At 63.3% G+C, this 20,459-nt stretch carries 24 protein-coding genes and 1 tRNA gene; 13 read left to right on the forward strand and 12 right to left on the reverse strand.

What is annotated here, in order from left to right; genetic code table 11:
- The first annotated feature begins 15 nt into the window (after nt 1-15).
- Genes K7H93_RS11380 through K7H93_RS11390 form a run of 3 tightly spaced genes read left to right on the forward strand, consistent with a single transcriptional unit; the run spans nt 16 to nt 1,278 of the window.
- Nucleotides 16-339 carry a TehB family protein gene (locus K7H93_RS11380; RefSeq protein WP_230783707.1) on the forward strand — a complete coding sequence of 108 codons (324 nt, stop codon included), beginning with the start codon at nt 16-18 and terminating at the stop codon, nt 337-339.
- The gene (locus tag K7H93_RS11385) at nt 336-818 is read left to right on the forward strand and encodes a group III truncated hemoglobin (RefSeq protein ID WP_230783708.1); all 483 of its coding nucleotides are present in this window, start codon (nt 336-338) and stop codon (nt 816-818) included. Before K7H93_RS11380 ends, K7H93_RS11385 begins: the two co-directional genes overlap by 4 nt.
- The gene (locus tag K7H93_RS11390; RefSeq protein ID WP_230783709.1) at nt 811-1,278 is read left to right on the forward strand and encodes a hypothetical protein; all 468 of its coding nucleotides are present in this window, start codon (nt 811-813) and stop codon (nt 1,276-1,278) included. Before K7H93_RS11385 ends, K7H93_RS11390 begins: the two co-directional genes overlap by 8 nt.
- 195 nt (nt 1,279-1,473) lie before the next feature.
- Here the strand turns inward: K7H93_RS11390 and K7H93_RS11395 are convergent, their stop codons facing one another.
- Both K7H93_RS11395 and K7H93_RS11400 read right to left on the reverse strand, forming a co-directional pair.
- Entirely contained in the window at nt 1,474-2,127 is a 654-nt protein-coding gene (locus K7H93_RS11395; protein WP_230783710.1) for an HPP family protein, read from the reverse strand.
- Between the two features lie 375 nt (nt 2,128-2,502).
- The gene (locus K7H93_RS11400) at nt 2,503-3,417 is read right to left on the reverse strand and encodes a LysR family transcriptional regulator (RefSeq protein WP_230783711.1); all 915 of its coding nucleotides are present in this window, start codon (nt 3,415-3,417) and stop codon (nt 2,503-2,505) included.
- A gap of 107 nt (nt 3,418-3,524) precedes the next feature.
- Between K7H93_RS11400 and K7H93_RS11405 the strand changes: the two genes are divergently transcribed.
- The 7 genes from K7H93_RS11405 (at nt 3,525) to K7H93_RS11435 (ending at nt 10,622) form a co-directional block, all read left to right on the forward strand.
- Complete coding sequence (locus K7H93_RS11405; RefSeq protein WP_230783712.1) at nt 3,525-4,388, forward strand: SDR family oxidoreductase; 864 nt, start codon at nt 3,525-3,527, stop codon at nt 4,386-4,388.
- A gap of 30 nt (nt 4,389-4,418) precedes the next feature.
- On the forward strand, nt 4,419-5,165 hold the full coding sequence (locus tag K7H93_RS11410; RefSeq protein WP_230783713.1) for an SDR family oxidoreductase: 747 nt from the start codon (nt 4,419-4,421) through the stop codon (nt 5,163-5,165).
- Between the two features lie 291 nt (nt 5,166-5,456).
- Nucleotides 5,457-6,170, forward strand: a complete 714-nt coding sequence (locus tag K7H93_RS11415; protein WP_230783714.1) for an adenylate/guanylate cyclase domain-containing protein — start codon at nt 5,457-5,459, stop codon at nt 6,168-6,170.
- Between the two features lie 66 nt (nt 6,171-6,236).
- Complete coding sequence (locus tag K7H93_RS11420) at nt 6,237-7,160, forward strand: TIR domain-containing protein (protein WP_230783715.1); 924 nt, start codon at nt 6,237-6,239, stop codon at nt 7,158-7,160.
- A 144-nt stretch (nt 7,161-7,304) separates the two neighbouring features.
- Complete coding sequence (locus tag K7H93_RS11425; RefSeq protein WP_230783716.1) at nt 7,305-8,897, forward strand: nucleotidyl cyclase domain-containing protein; 1,593 nt, start codon at nt 7,305-7,307, stop codon at nt 8,895-8,897.
- A 74-nt stretch (nt 8,898-8,971) separates the two neighbouring features.
- A complete protein-coding gene (locus tag K7H93_RS11430; RefSeq protein WP_338080320.1) occupies nt 8,972-9,673 on the forward strand; it encodes an E2 domain-containing protein in 702 nt (233 codons plus the stop codon).
- A 169-nt stretch (nt 9,674-9,842) separates the two neighbouring features.
- Nucleotides 9,843-10,622, forward strand: a complete 780-nt coding sequence (locus tag K7H93_RS11435) for a helix-turn-helix transcriptional regulator (protein WP_230783718.1) — start codon at nt 9,843-9,845, stop codon at nt 10,620-10,622.
- On the opposite strand, the gene K7H93_RS11440 is transcribed toward K7H93_RS11435, so the two are convergent.
- Both K7H93_RS11440 and K7H93_RS11445 read right to left on the reverse strand, forming a co-directional pair.
- A complete protein-coding gene (locus K7H93_RS11440) occupies nt 10,619-11,932 on the reverse strand; it encodes a tyrosine-type recombinase/integrase (protein WP_230783719.1) in 1,314 nt (437 codons plus the stop codon). The genes K7H93_RS11435 and K7H93_RS11440 overlap by 4 nt on opposite strands.
- 158 nt (nt 11,933-12,090) lie before the next feature.
- Nucleotides 12,091-12,182, reverse strand: a tRNA-Ser gene (locus K7H93_RS11445).
- 238 nt (nt 12,183-12,420) lie between these two features.
- Here K7H93_RS11445 and K7H93_RS11450 point away from each other — a divergent pair.
- The 3 genes from K7H93_RS11450 (at nt 12,421) to map (ending at nt 15,372) form a co-directional block, all read left to right on the forward strand.
- Nucleotides 12,421-13,263, forward strand: a complete 843-nt coding sequence (locus tag K7H93_RS11450; RefSeq protein ID WP_230783720.1) for a DUF1134 domain-containing protein — start codon at nt 12,421-12,423, stop codon at nt 13,261-13,263.
- Nucleotides 13,264-13,334: 71 nt separating this feature from the next.
- Nucleotides 13,335-14,513 (forward strand): amino acid aminotransferase, encoded by a 1,179-nt coding sequence (locus K7H93_RS11455; protein WP_230783721.1) that lies wholly within the window; start codon nt 13,335-13,337, stop codon nt 14,511-14,513.
- 97 nt (nt 14,514-14,610) lie between these two features.
- Nucleotides 14,611-15,372 (forward strand): type I methionyl aminopeptidase, encoded by a 762-nt coding sequence (map, locus tag K7H93_RS11460; protein ID WP_230783773.1) that lies wholly within the window; start codon nt 14,611-14,613, stop codon nt 15,370-15,372.
- 176 nt (nt 15,373-15,548) lie between these two features.
- Here map and K7H93_RS11465 read toward each other — a convergent pair whose 3' ends face one another.
- Genes K7H93_RS11465 through K7H93_RS11500 form a run of 8 tightly spaced genes read right to left on the reverse strand, consistent with a single transcriptional unit; the run spans nt 15,549 to nt 20,389 of the window.
- Nucleotides 15,549-16,061 carry a GNAT family N-acetyltransferase gene (locus K7H93_RS11465; protein ID WP_230783722.1) on the reverse strand — a complete coding sequence of 171 codons (513 nt, stop codon included), beginning with the start codon at nt 16,059-16,061 and terminating at the stop codon, nt 15,549-15,551.
- Complete coding sequence (locus K7H93_RS11470; RefSeq protein ID WP_230783723.1) at nt 16,058-16,543, reverse strand: hypothetical protein; 486 nt, start codon at nt 16,541-16,543, stop codon at nt 16,058-16,060. Before K7H93_RS11470 ends, K7H93_RS11465 begins: the two co-directional genes overlap by 4 nt.
- A gap of 13 nt (nt 16,544-16,556) precedes the next feature.
- A complete protein-coding gene (locus K7H93_RS11475) occupies nt 16,557-17,174 on the reverse strand; it encodes a riboflavin synthase (protein WP_230783724.1) in 618 nt (205 codons plus the stop codon).
- A 10-nt stretch (nt 17,175-17,184) separates the two neighbouring features.
- The gene (gene ribD, locus K7H93_RS11480) at nt 17,185-18,156 is read right to left on the reverse strand and encodes a bifunctional diaminohydroxyphosphoribosylaminopyrimidine deaminase/5-amino-6-(5-phosphoribosylamino)uracil reductase RibD (RefSeq protein ID WP_230783725.1); all 972 of its coding nucleotides are present in this window, start codon (nt 18,154-18,156) and stop codon (nt 17,185-17,187) included.
- Nucleotides 18,134-18,586 (reverse strand): hypothetical protein, encoded by a 453-nt coding sequence (locus K7H93_RS11485; RefSeq protein WP_010236546.1) that lies wholly within the window; start codon nt 18,584-18,586, stop codon nt 18,134-18,136. The genes ribD and K7H93_RS11485 overlap by 23 nt, the downstream gene beginning before the upstream one ends.
- Nucleotides 18,587-18,639: 53 nt before the next feature.
- A complete protein-coding gene (locus K7H93_RS11490) occupies nt 18,640-19,374 on the reverse strand; it encodes a M48 family metallopeptidase (RefSeq protein ID WP_230783726.1) in 735 nt (244 codons plus the stop codon).
- Nucleotides 19,362-19,802: a YcgN family cysteine cluster protein gene (locus tag K7H93_RS11495; RefSeq protein ID WP_230783727.1), complete on the reverse strand. Its 441-nt coding sequence runs from the start codon at nt 19,800-19,802 to the stop codon at nt 19,362-19,364. The genes K7H93_RS11490 and K7H93_RS11495 overlap by 13 nt, the downstream gene beginning before the upstream one ends.
- Entirely contained in the window at nt 19,790-20,389 is a 600-nt protein-coding gene (locus K7H93_RS11500; protein WP_230783728.1) for an SCO family protein, read from the reverse strand. The genes K7H93_RS11495 and K7H93_RS11500 overlap by 13 nt, the downstream gene beginning before the upstream one ends.
- Nucleotides 20,390-20,459: the final 70 nt, after the last annotated feature.

A 20,459-nucleotide genomic window follows, 5' to 3' on the forward strand; every position in this document is an offset into this window, starting at 1 on the left:
ATGAAACCCGATCAATTGCCCGCCCTCAAAAGCTACAAGACCACGCCGACCTTCACGCAGGACAGCGTGCCCGCCGGCCTGCTGGCCGACCATTCGACCAAGGAAGGCGTCTGGGGCCTGATCCACGTATCGCGGGGGAAGCTGCGCTACTGCGTAACCGATCCGCGGCGCGAAAATGAGGAGCGTATTCTCGAACCTGGCAGCACGGCAGGAGTGGTCGAGCCCACGATCGTTCACCGGGTCGAACCACTTGGCCCCGTCGAATTTCACGTCGAATTCCTGCGCGCACCGGACGACCTCGGCATAGCCCGGACCCCGGAGAAGGGAGGCGAGGCATGACAGTCGATTCAGCCGCCGAGTCCAGGACTCATGTCCGACGCAAGCGCGAGGAAAAGCGCGCTGAAGCCCACCGCATCGGCATCGACGCATCGTTCATCGACCACATCGTCGAGGCTTTCTACGCGAAGATCCGCGATGACGATCTACTGGGGCCAATCTTTGCAGAGCGGATCAGCGACTGGCCGCCACATCTCGCCCGGATGAAAGCGTTCTGGCGATCAGTACTTCACAACAGCGGAGAGTTCTCTGGCAATCCCATGCTGAAGCATCTGGCGATACCCGGACTACAGCTCGAGCACTTCGAGCGCTGGCTGAACCTCTTCTACGAGACGCTGCGGGAGGCCGAAAGTCATCCCGCCGCCACCGAGCTGGTCGGGACCCGCGCGCGGATGATCGCCGACAGCTTGCTTACTGCCATCACCATGCGCCGCGAAGGCTTGTCCGGAGGGCGCGCAGGAAAGGATCTACCCTATGTCTGATGCCGCTCTCCGCACGCCTGCCCTCGAAGCGCAGCCTGAATTCCGGAAGGATGTCTCGGTCCTTTCCGTTCCGAATGAGGCGAACGACAACGAAAATCTTGCCCTCCGTCAGCAGTCCGAGGCACGGATGTTCGAACTGCCGAGGGCCATTTGGATCTCGATGATCGGAAGCTATGCGGTTTTCTTGGCGGCTCTGCTGGGCGCGACAGGCGGAAACAGGGCGGCATTCGCCATCGTGATATCGGTGGTCTATATCGCCATGTTTTTCGGCGTGGCGCGCGTCATGCTCGGTCAGTCGAACCCGCAGCCGACAAGTCCGCTGGATCGATCGGGCGGCAAGCTCCAGAGCCTTTACGGGCCGCTCGGCCGACTGGAAGTCTATACACAGGTGCTGGTCGTTCCCTTCGCGGTAGCGGCCTTTGGGATTGCCATCAGTGTCATCGCCGCGCTGGTCTTCTGATCATTGCCAGGCAGCAGAAACGAGGAGACGACTATGCTTTGCCCGGAATGCGGCGAACCGGCTCCACCGGGCCCGTTCGACACCCGCTCCTGCGCCCTGCGGCCCTCTGCGCGGCCTACCGGCTTGGCGGCACGTTTCACGCAGATGCTGCGCAGGCTGACGAGGCTATGCTGACGAACAGCGGAGACGAAAGCTTTAGCGCTCCACGATCTCGCGCCGCGCCACGTGCCGGTTCACTTCCCTCAAGAATGCGTCGAGATCGTCGATATCGACATCGAGGACCTCGTCCCAGTCGGCAAGCACGTCCTCGATATCACTGCGTGTATGAGAACAACGGACCAAAGCCGGATTGCTGGCGGGAGGCGGCGCACGGTGAGGCCAGGAATGGCCGGTGAGGTTGTTGTAGATCATTCCGACAAGAGCAAGAGTCAGCACGTTTGCGGTAATCGGCAAGAGGTAGGCCCAGGTCCAGGCTTCTCCTCCGGCAGCGCCGAGCGCGCACAGGAGAGCGCAGGCACCTCCGGGGGGATGGAGACAGCGCGTGAAGGTCATCACAGCGATCGCCACGCCAACGGCGAGACCGGGAGCAAGCATCGCGGACCCTGTATACATTCCGATGCCAATGCCGATGGCAGCCGAAATGAGGTTTCCGCCAACTACCGACCAGGGCTGAGCCAACGGACTTGCCGGTACCGCAAAGACGAGCACCGCCGACGCCCCCAGCGGAGCCACGACCCAGGGCAGAGCGGCACTCTTCGATCCGAGCAGCAGCCATGTCACAACCGCCGAGAGAATGATCGCCAGCGCAGCCCCAAGCGCGCCGCGCAGCCACCCGAGATGACCCCGCATGTCTTGTGGCAAGAGTGCCGACGAATGAGAAACGAGAGCCTTGAGCAAAACCTGAATTAATCCCGACTTGAAACGTGCGGTAGCCCCATGCCGGACCTGGCCCGTTTCTTCATCAAGGAATTCATCCTCAAGTTTAAAGTTTTCCTAGTGTTCCTACCCAAGCTCCTCGGCAATCGTATCGGTGTTTGTGAGGTCTGCTATTGGATAAGCCATCTACCGGCCAAAATGCGCCCACTAGGGGGTTCATAAACTGGCAGAAACTGGGCCGTTAACTGTCGGTCCGCTTTTGGTCACTTTCTCAGCAAAGTTGCCATTCGGTTCAGTATGGCCAAGCGAGCCAATGTTCGAAATAAGCGCTCGCGTTTGGCGTAGCTGCTACTCCGCGTCGTCATCGCGAAGCCAGTCCTCTATCAGAAATGCCGCCAGGTCCTCGGGGGCACCAGTCGGGAAGGCGGATTTCAGCAAATCGAGAAACGCCGACACTCGGGCGCTTAGGAGGCGACGGGATGGATAGAGTGCCCACAGCCCGATGTCCGATTTGACCACATCTCCCCAGTGGACGAGCCTGCCTGACTTCAAATCGCTCACAACCAATGAGAAGGGCAGTCGAGCGAGACCGGCGCCTGAGCGGACGGCATCGCGAATTGTGATGAGCGAAGACAGCTGCAGGACCGGTTCGACCGAGACGCTCGCCTCGCCTTCAGGCGTGCCCATCAGCCACGTGTCCGACCTGTCGTTGGCGCGGACGACGGCGCGCACTGGTCCGCTACCGGGCCGTGAAAAATGGGGCGCGGCTACCACCACCAACCTATCATGCAGGAAAGCGCGGCCAACCAGCGATGCGTCCGGATCGGGATTGACGCGGATGGCAAGGTCATATCCCTCCTCGATCATATCAACTGGCCGGTCCTCGCTAGTCACCTCGAGGCGCACTTCGGGATATTGCAACCCAAACTCCGCCGCCAGACGCCCCATCGCGGTCTGCGAAAACAGCAGCGGCGCGCTGATCCGCAGCGTTCCACGGGGCTGGTCGCCACCCGATGCGATCGACCGGGTCGTCTCCTCCAGCTCGGCCAGCAATGCGCCCGCCCGTTCGGAGAGGGCCCGCCCTTCCTCGGTCAGCTTCAGGTCGCGCGGTCCGCGTTCGAACAAGCGTAGGTCGAGGCTCGCCTCCAGTTCGGCCACGCGCCGCGACAGCGTCGCCTTCGGGCGGTTCGCAGCACGGGCGGCTTTGCCGAAGCCCCCATGTCGCGCGACCAATGTAAAATCGGCAAGTGCCATCAAATCCATAATTGTTCCATCTGTGAGACGGTGAGTCTAGATTGTGCGACTAGTGGACCGCATATGGATCGACCATCTTCTCCTCGTCAACAACGCAAATCCGAGGAGAAACTATCATGACCATTCTTGTTACCGGAGCCACCGGCCGCGTCGGCCGCCATGTCGTCGATCATTTGGTGCAGCGAGGCGCGCCCGTTCGCGTGCTGACCCGCGATCCCGCGAAGGCCAACTTCCCCGAGCGCGTAGAGGTGGCCGGGGGCGACCTGCTCGATCTCGCTGCACTGCGTTCGGCCATGTCGGGTGTATCGACGCTGTTTCTGCTCAACGCCGTCACCGGCGACGAGTTTACGCAAGCGCTCGTCACGCTGAACGTCGCCCGGGAGATGGGGATCGATCGCATCGTCTATCTCTCGGTTTTCGATGCCGAGGGGGCAGTGAACGTGCCGCATTTCGCGGTGAAGCGCGGGGCCGAGTGCATGCTGGAGCAGATGGACTTCGGCGCGACGATCCTGCGACCGACCTATTTCATCGACAATGAGGTTATGGTGAAGGACGTGATCGCAAACCACGGCGTCTATCCGATGCCGATCGGTAGCAAGGGCGTCGCCATGGTCGATGCTCGCGACATTGCCGAAATCGCCGCGATCGAACTGGTTCGCCGCTACGAAGCGGATGGCCTGTTGCCGATCGAGACGATCAACGTGGTCGGCCCGGAAACCCTGACCGGCGAACACATTGCCGCCATCTGGTCCGACGTCCTAGGCCGCCCGATCGCCTATGGCGGCGACGATCCCAGCGAGTTCGAACAGAATATGGCCGGGTTCATGCCGGCCTGGCAGGCTTACGAAATGCGCCTGATGGCCGAGCGTTATGTGAGCCACGGGATGATCCCTGACCACGGCGATACCGACCGCCTGACCGCAATGCTCGGCCGCCCCCTGCATGATTACCGTGAGACGGCCGAAGCTCTCGCCGCCTGAACTCCCCAGACGAAACGAAAGGATAATTTCATGTCCGCCATACTCATCACAGGGTGCTCGTCAGGCTTCGGCCTGGCGACTGCCAGACTTTTCGCCGAGCGGGGCTGGAATGTCGTCGCGACCATGCGCAAGCCGCGCGAAGAGGTTCTGCCGCCATCCGACCGCATCCGGGTGATCGCGCTCGACGTCACCGACCCGCAGAGCATTGCGCAGGCGGTCGACGCGGCGGGACCGATCGATGCACTGGTCAACAATGCCGGGATCGGATTGCTCGGTGCTGTAGAAGGCACGCCAATCCCGGTCGCGCGCGAGCTGTTCGAAACGAACACCTTGGGCACAATCGCGATGACGCAGGCCGTCCTGCCCCAGATGCGAGAGCGCGGAAGCGGTGCGATCGTGAACGTCACCTCCTCGGTGACCTACGCCCCGCTACCACTGCTTTCGATCTACACTGCGAGCAAGGCGGCGGTGAACGCGTGGAGCGACAGCGTCGCGATCGAGCTGGAACCCTTCGGGATTTGCGTTCGTACCGTTCTGCCCGGCCGTGCGCCCGGCACTAGCTTCGCCGCCAATGCGAGTGGCCGAATGGAAGGGGCCATCCCTGAGCCCTATGCGCCGCTTGCAGAGCGCGTCTTCGCAGATTGGCAGTCGGACACCGGTCCCGTTACGTCAGCCGATGATGTCGCGGAAGCGGTGTGGCTAGCCGTCACCGATGATCGTGCGTCATCTTATATACCTGCGGGTGCGGATGCTAAATTGCTAGCGCAAGCCCATTGACGTTATTGCTGGCGGCTAACGCAGCCGCCAGTGATTTCTCTGCGCCCATCACTTTGGAACGGACCAGTTCGTCTGCCTGTTCGTGGACACTTCCGTAGGATTGCAGACGCTTTTATCGTTCTGCGCAATATTGGGCCGTTTCCTGACTGGCAGCTTTGAAAGTGAATATACTGCAACGCGGTCATTCAAGAGAGAGCAACGGTTGCCCAAGGCGGAGCGCGAACGTGACCAGCTCTCGAATATCGTGTCGCATACCTTGAGCATCGACGACACGGTGCTAGTACAAGCGCCGTGTCTGTGAACGAAGAATTTCTCAAGGATCGTGTCGATACGTTGTTCGGCACCACCTTTAACGAACGGGATGGACGGGTCGTACCCACCACTGCGGATGTCGCGTTGAAAGATGGCGCTGTCAAAATCGACGCGACGTTTCTGTATACGGATTTGGCGGGTTCAGCGAAGTTGTCATCCGTGTGTCCATGGTCGACGACTGCGAAGATCATTCGAGCGTTCTTGGACTGCTCGACTAGGCTGATTGTAAAGCACGGGGGTGCTATCAGGAGCTTTGACGGCGATCGTGTGATGGGGGTCTTCATCGGCGACGCAAAGAACAGCAATGCCGCGATCTGTGGACGCGAAATTCACTGGACAGTGCGTAAGGTTATTAGTCCGAAGGCTCGCGCTAAATTTAATTCAATTAAGAACAACGACATTGAGATTCGTAATTGCTCTGGAATAGACACCGGTGAAGTGAGGGCCGTCCGCTCAGGGATTAGAGACAACAACGATCTCATTTGGGTGGGAAAAGCCGCCAGCTTCTCGGCCAAGCTTTCGGACGTGCGAGACACAGGCTACCATACGTATATTTCAAGCCGCGTTTACAACAAATTGAATGAAAAGGCGAAGCAGGATGGTGATGGCAATAATGCTTGGTCATCTACGCAATTCAGCTTCGCCGGCAAGACGGAGACTGTGTACAAATCCAATCACTGGAAGAAACCATAGCTTCGTTGTCAACGTCGGCGCAGATGACTGCGAGGAATCTTCTATGATATTTTGGAGAGAGTTCAGTTGAGTGGATTGATCGACCGTTTTCAAGGTGACGCCGGACGTGGCAACCTGATCGACGCCATGCAGCAGCAGCAGATCGTGAGCGGCAATCGAGCTCTCGCTGAAGAACTCGCGGACCGCGCCGAGCTCATCGAAGTCGCGGAAGGCGAGGCAATCATCCAACAGGGTGGCGACGACAACGACCTGTATCTGGTCATAGGAGGCAGCTTCCGGATCGTCGTCAACGGTCGCGATGTCGCGACGCGTGGGCGAGGTGACCACATCGGTGAGATGGTAGTCGTCGAGCCCTCGCAACGGCGGTCTGCAGACGTCGTCGCGTCGGAACCGGCGTTGGTGGCGAAGCTTACCTACGCCGACACAACCGATCTCGCCTCAAAGCATTCCGACATCTACCGCGTGATAGCCAGAACGCTCGCTCGGCGGCTGCTCGAACGCAACAGGCTTGTAAGTCAGCACCGCGAGAAGATCAGGGTATTCATCATCTCTTCGGCCGAGGCGCTCGACGTGGCGCGCAAAATACAGGACGCCTTGGCTCATGACGGCTTCGTCGTGCGTCTGTGGACAGACGACGTCTTCAGGGTCGCAAGCTATGCTATCGAGTCGCTGGAGACGGAACTCGACGATTCCGACTTCGCCGTAGCCGTCGCACACAGCGACGACATGACGCTCTTCCGTGGCCATGATTGGCCCGCACCCCGGGACAACGTCGTCTTCGAGCTCGGCATGTTCATGGGACGCTTGGGACGTAAGCGTGCTATCCTCATGGAACCTCGGGAAGAAAAGGTGAAACTTCCCAGCGATCTCGCGGGTGTCACCACGATTCCTTATGCCTATGAACCCGGAAAGGACGCATCGGCGCTCATGGCTCCGGCGTGCAACGCCTTGCGTGACCACATCAAGGAACTGGGCCCCTTCAACGGGTGACGCCCTACTGTGACGATCATCCACAACGCTGTCCGGAATTTCGATCCCCGCGTTTTCCTACAATGCAATGTTCTGCTAACGTTCCAGTTATTGTCGAATCGACGCGCCGCCCGATAACGGTGGCGTGAGTGGAGAAGATAAGAAATGGCTTGGAACGAAGACCGTGCGCGGCAACGCATCGCAAAGTTCAGGGAAAGCGTCCCCGAAGGCGACATCAAGGTCGAGGACTTCCTGACCTATCTGACCGAGGCGAGAATGCAGAAAGGCTTCGCTGTCGACACCGCCATGCGAGCCGCGTTGCTGGACATCCCGCGGAACCGAGCCGTCACGACGAACGGAGTCCATGTCTACGCCAACCTCATCGACTTCAACGATGTCCTCACCGACGCGGGTAGGGAGACGCCGGCGAGCCACCAACGTGCGCTCGAATTCCTCCATGCCCACTACAGAGCCTGCGACGAGCTGATCGACGAGTTCGACATGCAACGGGTGGACTTCCACGGATCGCGACTGCACGCGGTGGTACTCACCCCGGACGGAGCTGACGCGGAAGGTGAGCGTGTCCGCGTCGCCGTGGCCTTTGCGGCGGCATTCCGCGAGATGGTGGCGCGGCTGGGTGACAACCATCCCAACTTCAAGACGGGTGTCTGCATCGGCATCGACAGCGGCCCGGCAGTCGCGATCGATTCGGGACGAAGCGACGAGCGCGAACCATTGTTCATCGGAAGCCCGGCAAACCATGCCGCGAAGCTGGCAGACGACGACGCTGAAGGGGTGAACCTCAGCGACAGGGCTGCCGCGGCGCTGGGACAGAACGCCGATCCCTTCAATGGCAGGGTGGTGCTGACCGAGGATGCCGAACGTGGCTACCTCGGTCAGGAGGTCGTAACCGCGAACGTCCAGCGCAGCGTCAACGAACGCTTGGAGAAGGCCTATGCGGCGGTCACGGCGAACTTCGAGATGCGGAAGAGCGAGGATGGTGGTGAAGCCGTCTTCCACTTCCACCACAAGGAGCCGCCGCTGAAGGACGTCGACTACGCCGACCATCCGCCGAGCAACGCGATCCGTATGGACCTGGCGTCGATCTTCGCGGACGTGGACAACTTCACCGCCTATATCGACGGCGCAATAGCATCGGGACGGATCGCCGAGGCGGTCGCCAATCTCCACGTCATCCGCGCCGAGATGGGTGCGGTGCTGCGCGACGACTTCGGGGGGCGGAAGGTGCGCTACATCGGCGACTGCATCCATGGGCTTTTGGCTGAAGGCGACAAGGCCCAAACCGACGCGATGGCGACTATGAAGTCGTCGGTGTCGGCTGCCGCCGGGCTGCGATCTTCCTTTGAGCTATGCCGAGAGATGCTTCCGGGTACCGAAAACCTGGGGCTGGCGATCGGTATCGAGTTCGGGAGCACGCCCATATGCCGACTGGGACTGAGAGGAGAGGCCAGCGTCCGTGCGGCCGCCAGCAAGGCCACCTGTGTTTCCGAAGCCGAGCAGAGGCGCTGCGAGGGTCACCAGACCGCTCTTGGCGAAAGAGCGCTGCGGGAATCGCCCGTGACGGTCCGCGAGGCCTTCTCAGCCGCCCGGATCCTCGACAATCTCGACGTGGAGACGGCCGAGGTGCTTTTCGGTACCATGCCGTCCCCATATCTGAACACCGGCGCGGAATTCGATCCCATGCGTGCGCACGAACCGGAGGCCGCCACGCCCATGCGAGCGCACGATCGAAGGTGAGGTCGGCACTCGGTTGGCTGGGCGACGCGGTCCCTGCCTGGTTCTCCATCGAAGAACTCGGTGGACAGGTGCTCGTGGGGCGCGCACGCCTGCCCAAGGCCCCCTGGGGGGACGGTCTCCATCTACGTATCTTCGGCGACACGAAGCCGAAGGTGTGTGAGATGGTTCCGGGCACGGACCTGCCAGCACGGTGTCCCGAAAGACACGTCCAGTTCGACAAGACGTTCTGCCTCGGCCTTCGCTATCTGACGGTTCGATCTGTTTCCGATGCCGAGAACTGGTGGACGCAGCTCCATCAGTTCATCCTCTGCCAGATAGTCGCGGAGAGGACGCGCGTTTGGCCTCCCAACCACGCCCTCGACCACGGGGATGCCGGTGAACATCACGAACGCGCACTCAAGCTGGCGAGCGAGGCGGGACTCGAAGGCGAATACGCAGCGGCCAGGCTGGGCGAACCCAGCTGGATCACGGACCCGAAGCTGCACCTCTACGACCGGAAAGGTGATCCTATCAACGGAAGGGCACCATGCCCTCGTGGATGTCTGCGGCGTGCAAGAGGGCGCATGGTGCGCACGCTACGCACGGATTGCGACAAGCGTGCTCTCGTCGTGCAATTGTCTCATGCCGAGAGCAAACGACGTGTGGCATTGGAAGAATACTGGCAGCACGTGATCGCAGAAGGTGTGCCATGCTGTAGGACTATGCGCGATTGTCGACTAGCCGAACGCGAGGACGAAGCAGCGCGGAATGCCAAAGAAGGCGATGACGTATTTTGAGGTTTCGAAAGGTCGTTGGCTACATAATCGAAAATATTCCTGTGTTTCTTGGCCAGTCTGAACGAATGTCGGCTTTCGAGGCAAACTCGCAGCTACTCGAATGTCCGGAATTGGGGCGCAAAGCGGCCATTCCGTTGCTCTTGGAGCAAAGCCTGCTATCCGTTCCGTGATGACCACAACGATCTCCCCTTGGTCTCCCTACGAGGGTCGTACTTCAATAGTGTCAGGGGGACGAAAGACACTTACTTCTGCGTTTTCCGACCTTATCGTTTCTCGTCAGGGCTTCCAGTCCTACGAGTTGCCCGAGATCTTCTCTGCTACCGTGGATGATGGTGAGAACGACGCTGCGCGCGATCTCGTTCGGCTCGAGACAGAGCGCATGTCTCGCTTGTTTGCCAACGGCCGCCTCACCAGCTTTGCGCGCCCTCTGGGCGGCGGTGAGATCACCGCGATCACACCGGAGTTGTGGGAGATCGACGATCCGTTGCTCCGGTTCGCTACTGGTGCGCTAAATCTGGAGCACTGGGCAGACGAGAGTGCGGAACCGACGCATCGCATTTTCGTCGATGGTCAGCAGTTCGATGGCTGGCTCGCAAGCCTCAAGCCGCTCGGACCGCTGTCCAACCGACAGGTCGCCGAAATCGTCGACCCGCAACTACGCGCGGCCAGATCTGTCGCGAAGCGGAGCGTCGAGCGTGAGATCGGCCAAGGTGACAGCGCCGTGGATGGACATCCGCGAGAGGTAACCAGCCCGCCCGGTGTCGGTCCCGAACTTCTTACGGTAGAGGAAGTCAGCACGCTGATTAGTCGTAGCGTTTCTTCAATCTACGACTACGAGAATAAGGGGCAGTTCCCCGAGCGCGTGAAGATCGGTGCGAGTTCACGCTGGCTGAAGACCGAAGTTCTTGCCTGGATCGCCGAACAGGCAGCCAAGCGCGGCAAAAGCTAGCGTCGCTTTCGTCTGGGGCTATCGACGATCTCCTCTGATGGTATCGCTCCATCCATGATCATGTCTGCCCAGCATTGGGCGAGTTCACGGCGGCGAGCCATGTAGGCAGCCCGGTTGTACCGCAGTTCGCTCGCAGACATTCCCTTCGGAGTGTGTGCAAGCATCAGGTCGATGATCATGCGGTCGGCCAAGAGCCGGACATCGTTGCCGAGTTCCCGCTCCGCCTGTTCGTTCATGATGGTCGAGAAGCTTGAGCGCCAGCCATGCGGTACGTGCTGCCCCTTGTAGCCCTCGCGGTTGTAGAGATATCCGATGGCATTCTCGCTGATGGGCTTGAGGCCCGACCGCGCGCCGGGAAAGACGAACGGCGATCGTCCCGTCAGCCAGCGCACTGCGCGAAGGGCGTGGACGGCCTGCCTGGAAAGCGGGATTGGATGGCTGAAGGCCTCATCGCTGCGCAGGTGGAGCTCCTGCTTGATCTTTTCCGCAGGGACCGTCCACAACGCATCGCTGCTATCGGCCTCGGGATTGGCCCAGTCGATACCAGTGATGTCATCCCATTCCATGAACCGCACCATGCCGGGGCGCTGCGCCGTGAGTGCGAGAAGCCTGGCTGCCAGGCGATTAACCGGTGAAGCCCCGGCGCGATCGATATCTCCCATGAGGTCTCTTATTGCTTCGACAGACAGCAACGCCGGATAGCGCTTTGCTGGAGGCAATGGTTTCAACGCATCATCGATCTCAGTGGCGGGGTTCTCGAGTTTCGCGCCCTCGGCATTGGCATAGCGATAGACCGCGGCAACACGCTGCTTGAGTCGTCGCGCCGTCTCGATGGCACCCCGGTTCTCGACCTTGCGCAGGACAGCCAGGAGCAGTGGCTTGTCGATATCAGCCAACGGCATGGAGCCGAGATCTGGGAAGATGTCCCGTTCCAAGCTGGTAATGACGTCGTTGGCATGCACGGGCTTCCAGCGGCCCATCTGAAGCGCGTGCCATTCGCGGGCTACCACCTCGAAGGTCTTCGATGCCCCTTCCTCACCGACGAGACGCCCGCGTTTGACAGCATGCCGAGGATCCCGGCCTTCACGCAGAATCTTCTTCGCCTCGTCACGCTTTTCGCGGGCTTCGGCGAGAGAAATCTCGGCATATGTGCCCAAGGTGAGCAAACGCTCCTTCTTTTCGAAGCGATATTTGTAGCGCCAGCTCTTGTGCCCCTTCTCGGATACGTGAAGGTAGAGACCCCGGCTGTCGGTGAGCTTGTAGGCCTTGTCCTTCGCCGCGGCTGCGCGCACGGCCTTGTCCGTCAGCATCCGATACCCCCAATCCGAATTTTCGCTACCCCCAATTTACCCCCACATGCCTTTGGCTAGGGGTAGATTGGCATGGACAGCACTGGAATCGGAAATGACCGAATTGTAAAGGTTTTTGCGGGCTTCTGGAGATGGCTGGACGGCCTTGAAAAGGCCGGTGGCGGAGACGGAGGGATTCGAACCCTCGATACCCCGATAGAGGTATGGCTCCTTAGCAGGGAGCTGGTTTCAGCCACTCACCCACGTCTCCGCACACGCGTCCGAACCCATTGGTCCGGGGTCGCGAGCCGCGCGCTATAACCAGCAGGGCGGGGCGGCACAAGGGCTGCGTGACACCGGAATGATAATCGCGCGCACCGGACTCGTTTCGGCGCGTTTTCGATTCGCCTCACCGCCTCTCCCCTTGATGCCGCAGGTTCAGGCGATTCACGCTACGCACGGGGAAACCAGAGTTTCATTTGCCCTACTGTCTACAAGGAGCGAGGCGCATGACCCGCACTGCCAGCATCCGGCGTATGATCGCCCTCGTGGCCGCGGCCATCGCGATGGCGGCCACTCCGCTCGCGGCGCAGCCGATCGAACGGGTCGACCCGAACCAGGCGATCGATGGCGATCTGCAGGAAAACCCGGGCGAACCGCCGGTCTATGGCGACCCTTCGACTCAGCCAGCGACAGGCCAAGAGACAGCGCCGCCCCCGCAGGATCAGGGTGGGGTGTCCGCATGGAGCGACCTTTCGCCCGAGAGCGATAGCGCGACCACCGGCACCTCTGTCGATCAGGGCGAGTCCGGCTACGAGCAGGGCGGCGCGCCTGCATATACGGCGATCCCCACCGAAACCGCCCCTCCGGGCACCTGGCAGGACGACGATCTGATCGGCGCGGCGCAGGGCTTCTTCGGAGAGAATGCGGAAGGCATCGCGCGCATGATCGAGAAGATCCTCGCCGATCAGGGCACGCCCAACGGCTATATCGTCGGGCGCGAGGCGTCGGGCGCGTTCTTCGTCGGCGCGCGCTACGGCTCGGGCACGTTGTACCACAAGGTCGAGGGGCAGCGTCCGGTGTACTGGACCGGCCCGTCGATCGGGTTCGACGTCGGCGCCAATGGCGGCAAGACCTTCGTGCTGGTCTACAACCTGTTCGACACCGAGGAATTGTACGAGCGTTTCCCGGCGGGCGAGGGGCAGGCCTATTTCGTCGGCGGGCTGACCGCCAGCTACCTGCGCAAGGGCGATACGGTGCTGATTCCGATCCGGATGGGTGCCGGCCTGCGGCTGGGAATCAACGCGGGCTACATGAAGTTCTCCAAGAAACATGAGTGGTTCCCCTTTTGACGGGCCGAGAACCAGCAAACCTGCCGATATTAGCGGTTGCTCTCGCGCCCGTGCGATAGCATGGGACGCGCATGCTCGACCGCCTGCAAGACACTCCGCCCGATGCGCTGCTCGCGCTGATCGCCCAGTTCGCCGCCGACGAGCGGGAGGACAAGATCGACCTCGGCGTCGGCGTCTATCGGACGGATGACGGCGCGACGCCGGTTTTCGGCGCGATCAAGGCCGCCGAACAGCGCCTCTGGGAAGAGCAGGACTCGAAAAGCTACCTCGGCCCGGAAGGCGACCGCGGTTTCGTCCATGCGCTGATGCCGATCATTTTCGGCTCCGATGCCACCATGGGCGGGCGGATCGAAGGGGTGCAGACCCCGGGCGGCACCGGTGCGGTGCGCCTCGCGATCGCGCTGGCCGAGCGGGCGGGGGTGACCCGCGTGCATGTCGGCACGCCCAGCTGGCCCAACCACATTCCGATCATCGAGGATGTCGGGCTGGAAGCCGTCACTTTCCAGCATTCGAACGCCGATGGCAGCGCGGATCTCGATGCGCTGCTGGAGATCATCCGGCAGGGCCGCGAAGGCGATGCGGTGCTGGTCCACGCGTGCTGCCACAACCCCTCGGGCATCGATTATACCGACGAGCAGTGGGATGCGATTGCCGACGCGCTGGCCGACAGCCCGGTGCTGCCGATCATCGACAGCGCCTATCAGGGCCTTGGCACGGGGCTTGAGGAAGACGCGGCCAGCCTGCGCAAGGTGCTGGCCAAGGTGCCCTATGCGCTGATCGCCTATAGCTGCGACAAGAACTTCGGCCTCTACCGCGACCGTGTGGGCGCGTTCTACGCCAAGGTTGCGGAGCCTGCGCAGATGGCTGCCGCCATGTCCAACGCCGCCGCGCTCGCCCGCGCAAACTGGTCCATGCCGCCCGATCACGGCGGTGCGGCAGTGCGGATCGTGCTGCGCGACGAAGATCTGCGCCAGCAATGGCTCGATGAGCTCGACGGCATGCGCCAGCGCCTGCGCTGGGTTCGCGCCACTCTGGCCGCGGCGCAGAAGAAGGTGGAGGGCGTGCCGCTCGCCCATCTGGAAGAGCAGAACGGCCTGTTCGCGATGCTCCCGCTGAACAAGGACCAGATCGCCAAGCTGCGCGAGGATCACGCGGTCTACATGGCGGGTTCGGGCCGGATCAACATCGCCGGGCTGACCAAGGGCAATATCGACAAGTTCATTGCCGCGCTGGCGGATGTCGCCGGCTGAGCTGGACCGGCAGCCGGTCCTCGAAGGGGAGCGGTTTGCGCTGAGGCCACTGCGGGCCGACGACTGGGACGCGCTTTATGCCGTCGCGTCGGACCCGATGGTGTGGGAACAGCACCCGATGACCGATCGCTGGCGGCGGCTGCTCGCCTCGGTGTTCGAGATGCTCGATACGGTCGATCTCGCAGGGCTCTCGACGATGCAGATCAACGACCTGGTGGAGCGCTTCATCCGCGAGGATTGCGCCGCGCGCCCGGCGAGCAAGGGCCAGTACGGCTACGAATACGTGCTCAACTGCTCGATCAACGAGGTCGTGTGTCACGGCGTGCCGTCCGACCACGTGATCGTGCGCGATGGCGATATCATCAATCTCGACATCACGCTGGAGAAGAACGGGTTCATCGCCGATTCGAGCAAGACTTACCTCGTCGGCAATGTCTCGCCGCAGGGCAGACGGATCGCCCGCGTCGCGCAGGATGCGATGTGGGCGGGCATCCGCGCGGTGCGGCCCGGCGCGCATCTGGGCGATGTGGGCTACGCGATCGAGAAGCACGCCAAGAAGAACAACTGCACCGTGGTGCGGGAATATTGCGGCCACGGCATCGGGCGCGAGATGCACGAGGACCCGCAGGTGCTCAATCACGGTCGACCGGGCAGGGGCCTGCTCCTGCGCGAAGGGATGACCTTCACCATCGAACCGATGGTCAATCTTGGCCGCGCGGCGACCGTGACACGCGACGACGGCTGGACGGTCGTCACCTGCGACGGAAAACTCTCCGCCCAGTTCGAACATACCGTGGCGGTGACGGCGGATGGCGTCGAAGTGCTGACGCTGAGGCAGGGCGAGACGGTACGCGTCTAGCGCGATGCGGGGCCTATGCGCTGTCCTACATCGACCGGCGCGGCTAGCCTGCGGTCTGCTCTTTCACAGTGTCGAATAAGGCCCGGATCGACCGCGCAAGGACTGCGGAGATTTCTCTCCCCTGGACTGTGTGTCAGGTGTGTCAGGCTGCCACCGGATTGGCGGTAGTGCGGTGGCTATTGCGGATCGCGATTCGGGTTCGTCAGGCGCAGGAAAACGCTGTCGCACCACTCGTCGCCCACCTTCCAGGTGCGCTGCGCGCGACCGGTTTCCATGAAACCCATGCGTTGCAGCAGCCGCAGCGAGGCCGCGTTGCGCGGATCGACGTCGGCCTCCACGAAAGGCAGGTCGTGAACAGCGAAAGCGCGGTCCAGCACGGGACGCAGCGCCTCGCCCGCGTAGCCCTTGCCCCAGGCATCGGGGTGCAGGATGAAGCCGATCTCGGGAAACTCGAACAGGCCGACCTTCCCGATCACGCGCCCGTCCAGCTCTATCGTGAAGTCCTCGCCCTTGGCCGGATCGATGGCGAGCATCGCGGCGAGCCAGCTTTCCGTTTCGGCAATGTCCGTGTGCGGCGGCGTGGACCAGTATGCGGTCGCGCGCGCATCGCTCAGGATCGTGTGAAACGCTTCAAGGTCGTCGGGCTTGGCGGGCCGCAGCAGCAGCCGCTCGGTCCTGATCTGGGTCATGCCGCCGCCGCGTAGCTCCGGGGAGCTGCGATGAACGCGGGGTACGGTCGGTCGTTATCGTCGTCGTTTGCCTTGGAGAGCGCCGCCGGTGCGCGCTGTGTCCGCTTGGCACGCGGCGTCGCGGCGCTGCCCTTGCGCTTATCGGCCAGATTGCGCCCGAAGCGCGGCGTCCAGCGCGTGAGCATCCCCCGCGTCCGCGTCCACGAAGTACTGGCCGCCGCGACCACCACCAGGTCGATATAGAGCGCGATATCGGCGGCGTAGGCCAGCATGAGCTCCGGCCCGAACAGCAGGACCAGCTCACCGCCGAGGAGCAGCATCGTCGCCGCGATGATCACGGTGAGATACTGATAGCGCTTGTGCGCCAGCAGAAGCGCGACCGGCCGCTCGACCAGATGCCGGTTCAGCATCCGCCGAAACGGGATGTCCGGCCCAAACCGCATGAACAGCGCCAGCGCCAGCAAAAGCCCGTAAGTGATCATCGTCAGGCTCCCTCTAGCCCGCCAGCGCCTGCATCCGCTTGAGATACCGCGCGAGGACGTCGATTTCGAGGTTCACCTTGTCGCCTTCGCTCAAGGCACCCAGCGTCGTCACCTCGCCGGTATGCGGGATGATGTTGAGCGCGAAGCGGGCCGAGCCGTCCGCCTCGTCCTCCACCGCGTTGACCGTCAGCGAGACGCCATCGACGGTGATCGAACCCTTGGCCGCGATGAACGGGGCGAGCGATTTGGGCGCGCGGATCTCGAAGTGGATCGAACCGTCCACGCTCCGCCGCTCGGCCACTTCGCCGACCGCGTCCACATGTCCGGTGACCAAGTGCCCGCCCAGCTCGTCGCCGAGCCGGAGCGAGGGTTCGAGGTTGAGCTTGCGGCCCTCCTCCCACTGGCCGGGCACGGTGCGGCTGACGGTCTCCTGCGAGACATCGACCGCGAACCAGGCATCGCCCGGGCTGCCGCCGCGCTCGGTCACGGTCAGGCACACGCCCGAGCAGGCGATGGAGGCACCGATCGCGATCCGCTCGGGGTCGAAAGGGCAGGCGATCCGCACATGCAGGTCGCCCCGCTGCTCGATCGCGGCGACGGTGCCGATGGCTGTGACGATACCGGTGAACATGGCGGGTCCTCTAGCGGATGCGGGCAAAAGCCTCGAAGGTGTCTGCGCCGAACTGGCGGGTCTCGACCGGCTGCCAGCGTCCGTGCGCATGTGCAAGCTCGGCGAGGTTCAGACCGCCCAGCGCGCGCAGGCCGTCCCCGATCAGGATCGGTGCGCGGTAGATCTCCAGCCGGTCGACCAGATCGGTCTCGAGGAAGCTCGCCGCGGTCTTCGCGCCGCCCTCGACGTAGAGGTACTGCGCGGGGATGGCAGCGATATCGGCAGGCGCGGCAATGGTCTGCGCGCCCTCGATCGGCTGCGAGGTCAGCACCCAGCGTGCCGGGCTGCGATCCTGAAGGCCCGGGAGGCGGACATCGAGGCGCGGGCTGTCGGCGCGCCATGTGCCGCCGCCAACCAGAATGGCCTCGGCCAGCGCGCGGCGCGAATGGACGTGCGCGCGCGCCGCCTCGCCGGTGATCCACTGGCTGGCGCCATCGGCCATCGCGATACACCCGTCGAGCGACATGGCGAGCTTGAGCGTCACGTGCGGTCGGCCAAGCGCCGCGCGGGTGAGGTATCCGGCAAGGCTCGCCGCGCTGTGCGGGCAGTCCAGCAGTACGGCGTCGATCCCGGCTGCGCGCAGCCGTTCGATGCCCTGTTCGGCGGTGCGGGGGTCCGGGTCGACCTGGCCGATGACGACGCGGGCGGGGCGTGCCTCGATCAGGCGGTCGGTACAGGCGGGGCCGCGCGGCGACTGGTGCGCGCACGGCTCCAGCGTGGCGTAGACGTCCGCGCCGGTAGCGGCATCGCCCGCCATCTCCAGCGCCATCGCCTCTGCATGCGGGCGTCCGCCGGGCTGCGTCCAGCCGCGCCCGACGACGCGGTCATTGCGCAGGATCAGACAGCCGACCGCGGGGTTGGGACTGCTCGCCGGGCGACCGCGCAGCGCGAGGCGCGCAGCGGCGGCGAGCCAGCGCGCATCACTCGGCGTCTTGATCGTCAACCGTCCGGCCCAGTGCCCTGTCCAACTGCGCCTGCTTGGCGGCCTCTTCGCGCGCACGCTCGGCGGCGATCTCGGCCTCCATCTTGTCGGTATCCAGCCCGGTCGCCTTGCCCAGCGCGCGGTACATGTCGCGCCGGGTCTCGAGTTGGGCATCCAGCAGCCGCTGGCGCGCCTCCTTGCGTTCCTGGTTGGCGATGTTGGAGGCGATGATCTCGTCCTCGCTCCGGTCCGGGGCGAAGCTGGTGATGTAGACGATGTCGGGCGTCGCGGGGGGCGCGTACACCCTCTCCTGCGCGAAGAAATAGAGGAAGAACGCGGGGAACGCGCAGGACGCCAGCAGGATCGGCCAGCGATAGGGCTGGGGCCGCCTGAGTTCGTTCCACAGGTCGCCGACGCCTCCGGCAACGTCGTATTTGGGGCTGATGCGCATGGGCCCAACATAAGGCCTGGACGCACGCCCCGCCAGAGGGGATGTCGCCGGGATCAGCCGAAGGCGCTGAAAAGCGCGCGACCGTGGGCCTTGAGCCAGCTCTCGGCGGCCGGAAGGTCGCCCTCGAACAGTTCGCCGAGCAGGGCGTGGAAGCGCGGCGAATGGTCGAAATGGACGCGGTGCGCAGTCTCATGCGCCACCACCGAGCGGCGCACATCATCGGGGGCCTGCACCAGCCGCCAGTTGAGCCGGACCGTGCCGTCAGAAGAGCAGCTGCCCCACCGCCGCCGCGCACTGCTAAGCGCGAAATCCGGCACGGCGAGACCCGCGCGCGCCGCATAGAAGGCAAGGTCCTGCGCCAGCAGCGCACGCGCTTCGTTCTGCATCCAGCGCTTGAGCCGGGGGGCAAGCGTATCGCGTGGGCCGCCAAGCGAGATCGCGTCATTGCCCAGCACGACCTTGCGCGGACGGTTGGCGTGCCAGTCGATCACCAAGTCCTGCCCCCGATAGGTCAGCGTGCCGCCCGGCGCGGGCTCGATGCGAACCGGGCGCTTTGCCCGCTGTGCGTCCAGCCAGTCCGCGCGGCCTTGCGCGAAGGCCAGCGCCTCGCGCGTGGTGCCCCAGCGCGGCAGCGTGACCTGCACGCCCTCGCCATCATCGGCCAGCCGCAAAGTCATCCGTCTGGCGCGCGGATGGCGGCGCACGATCAGCGGGAGGTCACCTCCCGCCAGCGCGACCATCGGATCGCGCGGCTCGCGCAGCCAGTCGATCACGGTCAGTCGCTCCACTCGACGATATGATGCTCGAGCGGGCCGGCTTTGGTCTCCGAAATCACCCGCCCGGCCGCGCCTGCACCCGCGAGATGCACATCCTCGCGCGATCCGGTCAGCAGATAGTGCCAGCGCGGCAGCGGTTGGCCTTCGGCACGGCGGCGATAGGCGCAGGTTTCGGGCAGCCACGGCAGCTTGCCCGCGAGCGAGGGCGTCAGCTGAAGGCAGTCGGGCACGAAGGCCTTGCGGTTGGGGTAATCGCTGCACCGCGCAGTCGAACAATCGAGCAGGCGGCAGGCGACGTTGGTCTCCTCGATCTCGCCCGTATCTTCATCTTCGAGCTTGTGCAGGCAGCAGCGTCCGCAGCCATCGCACAGTGCCTCCCACTCCGCGCGGTTGAGGTCGGCAAGGGGCCGTTCCCAGAAGCGATCCCTCAGCGCACCCATTTGTCGAGTTCCTGTGCCACCGCTTCGGGCCCGGCATCGGTCGGCAGGATCGCGATGGGCTTTCCGTCGGGGCCGAACAGGTAGGTGATGCTGGTGTGGTCGACCAGATAGCCGCCTGCCTCGTTCGGCTCGCCGATGCTGTAGTAGGCGGCGTAATCCTTGGTCAGCTTGTCGAGCTGCTCCTTGCTGCCGGTCATTCCGATCAGCCGCGGGTGGAACGCGTCGGTGAACTCGGTCAGCACCTCGGGCGTGTCGCGCGCGGGATCGACGCTGACGAACAGCGGCTGGACCTTCGCGGCACGTTCCGGATCATTTGCCTCGAACCGCTTGAGCCCCGCCATCGCGCGTTGGACGTCGACCGGGCACACATCCGGACAGAAGGTGTAACCGAAATAGATCGTACGATACTGCCCGTCGAAATCGCCCCACGAGACGGGTTTGCCATCTTCGCCGGTGAGGGTGAAATCGCCGCCGATATCCGCCCCTTCAAGCGGCGGCGGTCCGGCCGGCTGGGTGCTTTGCGAACACGCAGACAGCGCCAGCGCGAACGCGGCAAAAATGGACAAGGGAAGGACGCGTGCGCTCATGGCAATCAAGTTCAGCCTCTGCTAACGGCGGGTGGTCGAGGTCTGTTGCATCAAGGATAGGGGCAATAAC

This window comes from Citromicrobium bathyomarinum (assembly GCF_021021475.1).
GTDB lineage: Bacteria > Pseudomonadota > Alphaproteobacteria > Sphingomonadales > Sphingomonadaceae > Alteriqipengyuania > Alteriqipengyuania bathyomarina.

Bases quoted from the DNA above. Each gene is read 5' to 3' on its own strand.
- K7H93_RS11385 (WP_230783708.1), top strand. From the start codon at position 336: ATGACAGTCGATTCAGCCGCCGAGTCCAGGACTCATGTCCGACGCAAG.
- K7H93_RS11390 (WP_230783709.1), top strand. From the start codon at position 811: ATGTCTGATGCCGCTCTCCGCACGCCTGCCCTCGAAGCGCAGCCTGAA.
- K7H93_RS11395 (WP_230783710.1), bottom strand. From the start codon at position 2,127: ATGCGGGGTCATCTCGGGTGGCTGCGCGGCGCGCTTGGGGCTGCGCTG.
- K7H93_RS11400 (WP_230783711.1), bottom strand. From the start codon at position 3,417: ATGGATTTGATGGCACTTGCCGATTTTACATTGGTCGCGCGACATGGG.
- K7H93_RS11405 (WP_230783712.1), top strand. From the start codon at position 3,525: ATGACCATTCTTGTTACCGGAGCCACCGGCCGCGTCGGCCGCCATGTC.
- K7H93_RS11410 (WP_230783713.1), top strand. From the start codon at position 4,419: ATGTCCGCCATACTCATCACAGGGTGCTCGTCAGGCTTCGGCCTGGCG.
- K7H93_RS11425 (WP_230783716.1), top strand. From the start codon at position 7,305: ATGGCTTGGAACGAAGACCGTGCGCGGCAACGCATCGCAAAGTTCAGG.
- K7H93_RS11435 (WP_230783718.1), top strand. From the start codon at position 9,843: ATGACCACAACGATCTCCCCTTGGTCTCCCTACGAGGGTCGTACTTCA.
- K7H93_RS11440 (WP_230783719.1), bottom strand. From the start codon at position 11,932: ATGCTGACGGACAAGGCCGTGCGCGCAGCCGCGGCGAAGGACAAGGCC.
- K7H93_RS11450 (WP_230783720.1), top strand. From the start codon at position 12,421: ATGACCCGCACTGCCAGCATCCGGCGTATGATCGCCCTCGTGGCCGCG.
- K7H93_RS11455 (WP_230783721.1), top strand. From the start codon at position 13,335: ATGCTCGACCGCCTGCAAGACACTCCGCCCGATGCGCTGCTCGCGCTG.
- map (WP_230783773.1), top strand. From the start codon at position 14,611: ATGGTGTGGGAACAGCACCCGATGACCGATCGCTGGCGGCGGCTGCTC.
- K7H93_RS11465 (WP_230783722.1), bottom strand. From the start codon at position 16,061: ATGACCCAGATCAGGACCGAGCGGCTGCTGCTGCGGCCCGCCAAGCCC.
- K7H93_RS11470 (WP_230783723.1), bottom strand. From the start codon at position 16,543: ATGATCACTTACGGGCTTTTGCTGGCGCTGGCGCTGTTCATGCGGTTT.
- K7H93_RS11475 (WP_230783724.1), bottom strand. From the start codon at position 17,174: ATGTTCACCGGTATCGTCACAGCCATCGGCACCGTCGCCGCGATCGAG.
- K7H93_RS11485 (WP_010236546.1), bottom strand. From the start codon at position 18,586: ATGCGCATCAGCCCCAAATACGACGTTGCCGGAGGCGTCGGCGACCTG.
- K7H93_RS11495 (WP_230783727.1), bottom strand. From the start codon at position 19,802: ATGGGTGCGCTGAGGGATCGCTTCTGGGAACGGCCCCTTGCCGACCTC.
- K7H93_RS11500 (WP_230783728.1), bottom strand. From the start codon at position 20,389: ATGAGCGCACGCGTCCTTCCCTTGTCCATTTTTGCCGCGTTCGCGCTG.